The organism is Acaryochloris sp. IP29b_bin.137 (assembly GCF_028285745.1).
Lineage (GTDB): Bacteria > Cyanobacteriota > Cyanobacteriia > Thermosynechococcales > Thermosynechococcaceae > Acaryochloris.
In genome coordinates this window covers 37406-45491 of record NZ_JANQOP010000228.1, presented here as the reverse complement: position 1 = coordinate 45491, position 8086 = coordinate 37406, and the positions used below count along the sequence as shown (strand labels likewise).

At 43.6% G+C, this 8086-nt stretch carries 6 protein-coding genes; all 6 read left to right on the top strand.

All coding sequences use genetic code 11. From position 1 onward, the window contains the following. Positions 1-538 precede the first annotated feature (538 nt). A complete protein-coding gene (locus Q0991_RS15840) occupies positions 539-724 on the top strand; it encodes a hypothetical protein (RefSeq protein ID WP_299489984.1) in 186 nt (61 codons plus the stop codon). A gap of 126 nt (positions 725-850) precedes the next feature. Continuing rightward, positions 851-1714, top strand: a complete 864-nt coding sequence (locus Q0991_RS15835) for a class I SAM-dependent methyltransferase (protein ID WP_299489982.1) — start codon at positions 851-853, stop codon at positions 1712-1714. A gap of 645 nt (positions 1715-2359) precedes the next feature. Then, positions 2360-3496, top strand: coding sequence for a glycosyltransferase family 4 protein (locus Q0991_RS15830; RefSeq protein ID WP_299489980.1), 1137 nt, complete (start codon positions 2360-2362; stop codon positions 3494-3496). After that, positions 3423-4709 (top strand): glycosyltransferase family 4 protein, encoded by a 1287-nt coding sequence (locus Q0991_RS15825; protein ID WP_299489978.1) that lies wholly within the window; start codon positions 3423-3425, stop codon positions 4707-4709. Before Q0991_RS15830 ends, Q0991_RS15825 begins: the two co-directional genes overlap by 74 nt. A gap of 22 nt (positions 4710-4731) precedes the next feature. Beyond that, positions 4732-6519, top strand: coding sequence for a hypothetical protein (locus Q0991_RS15820; protein ID WP_299489976.1), 1788 nt, complete (start codon positions 4732-4734; stop codon positions 6517-6519). Between the two features lie 68 nt (positions 6520-6587). Then, positions 6588-7850 carry a nucleotidyltransferase family protein gene (locus tag Q0991_RS15815; RefSeq protein ID WP_299489974.1) on the top strand — a complete coding sequence of 421 codons (1263 nt, stop codon included), beginning with the start codon at positions 6588-6590 and terminating at the stop codon, positions 7848-7850. Positions 7851-8086 lie beyond the last annotated feature (236 nt).

Here is an 8086-nt window from a genome sequence, read left to right as displayed (position 1 = left end):
TAGCAACTCCCGAAGTTTTGGGATAGGACTATGACCGCAGGGAAGGTTAAACCTTACGAGTCCTCCGGTCAAACCGGAGGCTTAAGAAGGATAGTTAAGGATAGCTAAACTAAACCCTTTCCATACTACTGCCTTAATCAAAGACCCTATTGGTACATTATTAACTGAGTATCTATATCTACAATTTGGAGTAAAACCAGTAATATTGGTTAAGCACCCTCTTTCTCAAATTGCTAGTTATAAGCGTGTTAAGTTATGGCCTCCCTTGCTTCCATTAAGCCAACAGCATGAATTAATGACAGACTATTTTCCCAATAAAAGGGAATCTTTTTCTCAAACGTGGACAAATTCGCTGATAGAAGCTTCATTATTTTGGAAAGCAATGTATAAAGTATTGTTGTCTCAGGCTGATACATATCCTGACTGGTTACTTGTCATTCATTAGGAACTTTGTAAAAATCCTATTTCTTACTTCAAGGATTTATATAGAAGCTTGAATTTGAATTGGTCATCTAACATAGAAAGGAACGTTCAGAAAATGGCTTTAAGTAATACTTCTGCAGAAGCTAGACAGGGTAGATTTCATGATTTCAATCGCAATAGTGCCGAAATTTTTAGCATCAGACGTGACTCTCTGACGATAGAAGAAAGAAAGATTATCTTTGACCATGTCCAAGATGTTGCGCTTCAAATCTATTCTCGTGATAGCTTTGCTATTGATTAGTTAAGGATAAAAACAGTATTTAGAAGAGCAATGATATTTAAGAGCATATAGAATTTGGAGATGTTTTAAGTTCGCCAGCACTAGTTCAAATTTTTTAACCGATCGATATCTATAAAAACAAGAACGTTGGAGATTAGTTTATGTAAAAATAGCAGCTTAATTTTTTTTAGGGAGTTAAATAAAGCCCCAAGTAGAAAATTGTTAACAGTTAAGCTATTGTATAGAAATGGCAACTCGAAAAGTATTATGAAGAAAATAAATATAGAAAAAAAAGAAGAGGCTGATATTAATGCTTGGGCATCATCTGCTCAAAGGAATGAACATAATAATTTTTTGGAACATAAAATCCAAAAGATGGTAGCAGCTGATACGTTTTTAAATAAAATCAAAAAATACGAAACCATTTTTCAATCTTCACACAGTATTTTAGAACTTGGAGGTGGTAGCTGCTGGGCCTCACATATTGTGAAGAAAAAATACCCCAATGCTTTTGTCGTTGGGACTGATATTGCTCATGCAGCTATTAAAAGTTCCCATATTTGGGAATCTGTTTTTAATGTCCAAATTGATGAAGTTCAATCATGTACGTCATATAAGACTCCATTTTCTGATCAGTCTTTTGATCTAATATTCTGCTTTGAATCAGCGCATCATTTTGGTCGACATTATCAGACTCTTATCGAAATCAAAAGGCTACTTAAACCAAATGGCATCTGCCTGTATCTACACGAGCCAGCCTGCCAGCCTTATATTTATCCTTTAGCTTATAAGCGGGTCAATTCGCTAAGAGAAGAAGTTAAAGAAGATATATTAGTCTACAGAAAAATCATTAAGTTGTGTGAGTCTGTTGGCTTACATGGAAAAGTTGATTTTGACCCTATTCTTGGCAATAGAAAGCCTAAACAAACAATCTATTACTACACATTAAGCATTTTCCCTTTTTTACAGCACGTTCTTCCCTGCTGCATTGACATAAAGATAAAAAAATAGTCTGGTAATCATATAACTCCAAAAAAATATTTTATAAGTAAAATGGCAACGTAATATAGCAATCTAAAATAATTTATGAGATTTAATGAGGCTGAAATCCTTATCAGTACCTATTAAGATCGAATATTATTCTCACAACTCACTTCGGATTGCTATATATAGCTTTTCTTGTTCAAACAATAACAGTAGATAATCTATCATGATGGGAGATGGTATTCTGAAGAATTACCTGCAAAATAGAACTTAAACTTTTTCATCGATATAGACAACATTCTTTTTATCCTAATGATCAAGAGTTGCGAAGTTATAGGAAAGCCCAAATTGCAGCCATGCTTTTCAGCATTTCGAGCTTGGCTATCTCGCTCCTTACTCAACAATTTCAACTCCGATGGAAGGACGCACGAATGTCTGAAACAATTTATTTATGTTGTTACATAATATATATAGTGCGTAAGTCTTTTATGACTTGCTTTTCTGTTTACTAGACTTCTTGCATAATTATGCTCATAGTGTAAACACCAAGATATCTAAGTCAGATCAGGAAATAAGTTGAGGTAGAGATACATCATAAAATTAATATTGCAAGAAACCCATTAACCTTTTAGACAAAAGTATATTCTTACTAACAAAAAGCGATATTATCTTGTGGCTCAAATTCTCTGTGTTGGAAAAGGCTGGTTTCCTAACGAGCTAGGCGGATTGAACCGGTATGTATACGAGTTAACTCGTCATCTCTCGTTGCAGGATCAGGTTCAATTGGCTGCAGTTGGTTTGTCTGATACTCCTGGGCAGAACTTCTTGAAATTCATCAACCTCTCGACCGTTGATCGATCTCTAGTCTCTCGATTAGCTGAAACTTGGTTTAATTCACGTCAATGTTGCACTTTAGACCTTAATGCTGTCAATCTCCACTTTTCTCTTTATAGTCTGCCGATGTTGGGGCATTTACCCCAAGATGTTCCGTGGACCTTTACGTTTCATGGTCCCTGGGCTTCAGAAAGCTTGGCAGAAGGAGATAAAGCGTTGGGGGTGCGGGCGAAACAGTGGTTTGAACGGTATGTGTATGACCGTTGCGATCGCTTTATTGTTCTGAGTCAAGCGTTTGGCAATATTTTGCACCAAGACTATCGCATTAGTCGGGATAAAATTCACGTGATTCCCGGCGGAGTCGATACCCAGAGATTTAGCCTGACTTTATCCCGGGAAGATGCCCGCAGTCAGTTAGGCTGGCCGCAGGATCGGTTTATATTATTCTCTCCTCGGCGCTTGGTGAATCGGATGGGATTGGATCGATTGATTGATGCGATCGCAACGTTGAAAACAACGAACCCTGATATCTGGGTTGCGATCGCAGGTAAAGGACCTTTAAGAGATACCTTAGCGGCACAGATCTCTGACCTCGGTCTGGCAGATCACATCAAACTCTTGGGCTATCTGCCGGATGAACAGCTCCCAATGGCCTATCAGGCCACAGACCTCACTGTGATTCCGAGCCAAGCTCTAGAAGGATTTGGACTAATTATCCTAGAATCGCTGGCCAGTGGAACGCCAGTGATGACAACCCCCATCGGGGGGATGCCGGAAATCTTGCAGCCCTTTACCCCTGAGTTGATTACCCATGAACCCAGCGCAGCTGCAATTGCCGAGAAATTGAGCGATGTTTTAACCGGCCAAATATCCATGCCAAGTCGGGAAGAATGCTACGATTATGCCTTCGACCACTTCAATTGGCCTAAAATTGCCGCTCAAGTCCGTCGTACATTACTTACAGCCAGTAGATGATTGGTTGCCTATTGATAAGCAGGTTGGTATTGCTGGCGTGATTAATGGTCTTGCGATGAAGGTTCTCTTTTTAGATCAGAGTGGGCAATTAGGAGGAGCTGAGCTGTCTCTCACAGATGTTGCTAAGCATTTTAAGCATCAAGGCCTCGTGTACTTATTTGAGGGCGGCCCCTTTGCTGACAAGCTGGCTGCGGCACAAGTGCCTTATAAAGTCCGCCAACGCCCTAGCTTATCTATCTCTAAAGAGAGTGGTCTGTGGCAAGGCCTCCTAAGTCTTCGACAACTGCTTCCCCTGGTGGGAGAAGTGGCCAAGATGGCACAGACCTATGATCTGATATATGCCAATACGCAAAAGGCGTTAGTCGTAGGGGCCATGGCTAGTGTATTGGCCCGCAAGCCGTTGGTGTATCATTTGCGGGATATTTTATCGGCGGAGCATTTTAGCCCGATCAATCGAAGAGTTGCGATTACCCTAGCAAATACGTGCGCGACGTTGGTGATTGCCAATTCTCAAGCCACTCGGCAGGCTTTTATGGATGCAGGGGGGCGTCCGCAACTGATCAAGGTTGTATATAACGGTTTTGATCCTGATCAATACGAAGGTCAGCCCCTGCTCCGACCTGTGTTGCAGCAGCAACATGCGATTCAGGAGGGATTTTGGATCGGGCACTTCAGTCGACTCTCGCCTTGGAAAGGTCAGCATGTCTTGGTGGATGCGCTGCAGTACCTGGACGAAGCGGTGCAAGTGCTATTGGTCGGGAAAGCCCTATTTGGTGAGGATGATTATGTGCAGTCTTTGCAAGCCAAAATCTTGAATTTTGGCTTGCAAGACCATGTTCATTTCTTAGGCTTTCGTTCAGATATTCCGGCATTGATGGCGAGTTGTGACTTAGTGGCCCATACCTCGACCTCGCCTGAACCCTTTGGTCGCGTTATTATCGAATCGATGCTGTCAGGCTGTCCTGTAGTGGCAGCCAAAGATGGTGGTGCAACAGAATTAATTGACCATGGCAAAACAGGATGGCTCTGCCCCCCGAATGATCCGCAACAGCTGGCTCAAATGATTGGTGAGTGCCAACGCCAGCCGCAGCTCAGGCAGAAAATTGCAACTCAGGCAAGAGTCCAGGCCAGCCAAACCTTTAGCCTGGAGCAGACCAATCAGGTGATCGCAGGGCTATTGCAGCAACATGTGCGGAGAACAACGTCATCATAGTTAGAGTGTTGATGAAAAATAGATGAATGATCTTTTTAAGGGCAAAATGCTTCAGTTGTTGCTGACCGTACCGTTCGTCTGTTGGGGTGGCCCATTTCCGGTGATTGGCCCTGCTTCCCAGTTCAAGCCCCTTGTGCCCCAATATGCCTTGGCCCAGACGCCCTCATCAACCCGTTATCGTCAACGGGCTCAGAGGATTATTCGACATTTTGCCCAGCGTAAACCCCATGGTTTTCCTAAGAATCTGAAGCGATATGCCCGAACGGGCATTTACCATGCGATGGCGAGATATGAGGTGGGTGATGTTGCCGCCGCCAATGCGCTGGCGGATCGAATTTTTAGCGGCGATCTCAAAGTCCTGGGGAATGATCAAAGCTTTATTGTGATGACCGGGATGGATCTATATCTGCGGTATCGGCAGCATATGCCATCGAGTTTGCGATGGAAAATCCGTCAGTTTGTTACTGGCAATCACCGATACCCTAAACCCTTGACGGCAAATCATCGGTTGATGCGAGCGACGGGTCACTATTTAGCCGCACAAACCTGGTCGGATTGGGGGCAAGCTCAGCCAATGCAGCAGCAAACCAAAGCGCGTATTTCGAAGTTTATTGCTAATCTAGGCGTTCACGGCATGATTGAGCATGATTCGCCCGTCTATCATGTGTTTTATCTCAATAGTTTGTTATCCCTTCAGGATCATGTTCGTGATCCGGCGTTCAGACGACAGACCCAGATTGGGTTGGAGCTGTTGCTGACATCAATGGCCCCAGAGTGGCTGAATGGCTATTGGGCGACGGCGACCTTACGAACGTTTGCCTTTACTCATGATCCGCATCAAGCCGCTCAGATTGGGCCTGTGGGGTGGTTATATTGGGGCGGCAGGAGGCCGCCGATGTGGTTAGGAGCAGCAGTGATGCATGCCGTTTCGGCCTATCGTGTGCCAGAAGTTTTGGTCCAAATTAGTCGTGATCGCACCCAGCCCTACCGTCACCGTGAAACTCATGGTGCCCACTTTAATGGCAAAGCGAAGTATCGCAAATATACATATATGGATCGCCAGTATGCGCTATTTAGTCAATATGACGGTTTGGGCCGGTTGGGATGGAATGAACAAATGCAGCGCATGGGATTAGTCTGGGATGCGCCTGCATCAGGGGCCTCTCTCATGATCAAACAACCTGTGAAAGGCATTCGGGGGGATACGAAGCGCGGGCAAGTCTTACAGCATCAACGCACCTTGATTGGGGTATATAAAGGCCCAGTGACAGCGTTTATACCCAACAATTCAACCATCCTTCATCGGTTTGAACAATCGGGTTGGCTATTTATGCATGGTTCCTCGGTGTTGATTGGTTTGAAGTTCATCAATGGGTATCAATGGCAAAAAAAACAGAAAATTGGTTATGGGAAGCGCTATCGAGCAACATTTAACCGTCTTATCAGTCAAGGTGCTAATAATGGTGTGATTCTCCAAACAGCTCCGGTTGAGAATTTCCAGCAAGCTTCAACGCGGGCAACCCTACAAGCATTTGCTAAAACAGTATTGTCCCAAACCCAGATTGATCGAAGGGGGTTAAGTCAGGCGAATCCAACGTTGAAATACACCGATCTGGAGGGGAACCGATTGGCATTGAGGTTTAATCGCGATCGCACGGTCAATAACCAACCGATTAATTATTTAGCATGGCCCCTGTTCGATAATCCTTGGATGAAAAGCAATCGGAAATTTTGTCTTACCATCCAGTATCGGAACACCATCCGTGAATATAGCTGTCAGAATTGGACCATTCGAGAACGAAAGTTGTAAGTCAAATGGAGTAGCGTTCATCACCACTACTGTTGAGAGAGGCTGGCTAAGAGAGTTTGCCAGACGCTATGGCTAATCCGGTTCATGCTCATAACCCAGTCCAGCAGGATTGGATGCCGAAAGGCGATGTCCCCGCTCGCGAGATTGCTTTACTGGTTGGTTGTGCCCGTAGTCAGATGGATGATGAGCACCGACAACAGATTCGGGACCTCTTGTCTCCACCGATGGATTGGGCAGTCCTCCAACACCTGGCCCGAAAACATGGTATTTTGCCGCTGCTCTATCAAAACTTAAAACAGGCTGGCGCAGATCTGATTGATGCCCCCGTCTTGGCGGAGTTGCGCCGCTACTCTCAAGGCATTGCGTTCCAAAATTCCGTTTTTACCCGTGCCTTGCTTAACATCCTCAATCTGTTTAGTGCCAATGATATTTTGGCGCTCCCTTTCAAAGGAGCCGTACTAGCTGCATCGGCTTATAACAATATCAGTCTTCGCTCTTTTTGTGATTTGGATATCTTGATTCGTCAACAAGATTGCCTGAAAGCGGTTGACGTCTTGACTCACCAAGCGAATTATCGAACGAGTCGAGAATGGCATTTTTTGAACGAGTCATGGGAATTGCTCTATCGGCGATCCTATCGCGAGATTTCCCTCACCAACGGGGTCGTGACGATTGATCTCCACCAGGCCCTCACTGTTGAACAGTACTTATCCACGCAGTTTTCCTTTGATGAGTTATGGCATCATCGTGAGTCGATAGAGATTGCTGCTCAGTCCATTCCCATTTTTGCAACGACTGACTTGCTCCTTTACCTGTGTGTGCATGCCTCTAAAGAATGTTGGCGCAAGTTGAAATGGATTTGTGACATCACTGAATTCGTTCACGTTCATCCAGAGTTAGATTGGCCGTTTCTCTGTCAGCAGGCACATATCCTCCATTGTGAACGGAGATTATTAACGGGATTACTGCTCTCCCAAACGCTGTTAGACTTACCTTTACCGGATGTTGTGCGGCAACGAGCTAATCAAGATCAAGTTTGTTATGACTTAGCAGCTGAGTTCAGCCAGCGTTTGTTTTGGGACCAGAATCAGCTAGATCGCCAGTTTACCGTTGAAAAATTTCGTCTGCATCTCAAATCTCTGGAAAATTTTGATGATCGGCGTTTAAGTGGGGAAGAGTTAATCCGGCAACTGGTGACTCTCCTCATCAAGTTATTACCCAATAGTGAAGATCAAAAGTTTATCCCTCTTCCTCAGCTTTTATATTTTTTATATTATGTAATTCGACCGTATCGGTTATTACTAAAAAAGGCTCGATCCACTCAAGAATAAGCTGAGATGCATGGGTTAATGTATATTTTTTGTATAAGATAAATATAATCTTAGAGATTAAGTTATATGCTTATTCTCCCTGCAGAGAGGGTATTATAACTAGTGTGTAGCGCTTCTATCTAATTTGTGAAAAGCATTAGCCTTGGTTATTTAAGCCCTAATTCTTTCATAGCAAGAATACGTCAATTCTTAAAGCAGAGATAATACTCTACTGGTCATTCTTGCAGCAAACACTG